Here is a 1,141-nt window from a genome sequence, read left to right on the forward strand (position 1 = left end):
CCACCGGCAGCCGCTGCGCTCAGCGTCGCAGGCATCATCGGCGTCCCGCTCAGGCCTGGGTACCGCCCACGGTGATGCCCTCGATCAGCAGCGACGGCTGGCCCACACCCACCGGCACGCTCTGGCCGTCCTTGCCGCAGATGCCGACGCCTTCATCCAGCGCCAGGTCGTTGCCGATCATGCGCACCTTCTGCATGGTTTCCGGGCCGTTGCCGATCAGCGTGGCGCCCTTGACCGGCGCGGTGATCCTGCCGTCTTCGATCAGGTAGGCCTCGGTCGCCGAGAACACGTACTTGCCGCTGGTGATGTCGACCTGGCCGCCGCCGAAGTTGACCGCGTACAGGCCCTTTTTCACCGAGCGGATCATTTCCTGCGGGTCGTGGGTGCCGGCGCGCATATAAGTGTTGGTCATGCGCGGCATGGTCATGTGCGCGAACGATTCGCGGCGGCCATTGCCGGTCGGCGCCACGCCCATCAGCCGCGCATTGAGCGTGTCCTGCATGTAGCCGACCAGGATGCCGTCCTCGATCAGCGTGGTGCACCGGGTGGGCGTGCCTTCGTCGTCGATGTTCAACGAACCACGACGCCCGTCCAGGGTGCCATCATCGACGATGGTCACCCCCGGTGAAGCCACCCGCTCGCCAATACGGCCGGCATAGACGCTGGTGCCCTTGCGGTTGAAGTCGCCCTCCAGGCCGTGGCCGACCGCCTCGTGCAACAGCACACCCGGCCAGCCCGGGCCCAGCACCACGGGCATCACCCCGGCCGGGGCCGGAATCGCCTCCAGGTTCACCAGTGCCTGGCGCAGCGCCTCGCGGGCGAAGCTTTCCGGGCGCTCACCGGCAAACAGTTCTTCATAGCTGTATCGGCCACCACCGCCGGCATAACCGGATTCGCGGCGGCCCCCCTGCTCGACGATGACCTGCACATTCAGACGCACCAGCGGCCGCACATCGGCCGCCAGTACGCCGTCGCTGCGCGCGATCAGCACCGTGTCCACGCCGCCGGACAGGCTCACCATCACCTGCTGCACGCGCGGATCGGCCGCACGCAGGTACTGGTCCAGGCGCTTGAGCACCTCGACCTTGGCTTCGTTGCCGATGCTGTCCACCGGGTCTAGCGCCGGATACAACACACGACC

1 protein-coding gene is annotated in these 1,141 nt (G+C 67.7%); it reads right to left on the reverse strand.

What is annotated here, in order from left to right:
• Positions 1 to 49: 49 nt before the first annotated feature.
• On the reverse strand, positions 50 to 1,141 hold a 1,092-nt coding region (tldD, locus tag JCM9942_RS16480), incomplete at its 5' end, for a metalloprotease TldD (RefSeq protein WP_054660934.1).

The organism is Stenotrophomonas pictorum JCM 9942 (genome assembly GCF_001310775.1).
Taxonomy (GTDB): domain Bacteria; phylum Pseudomonadota; class Gammaproteobacteria; order Xanthomonadales; family Xanthomonadaceae; genus Stenotrophomonas; species Stenotrophomonas pictorum.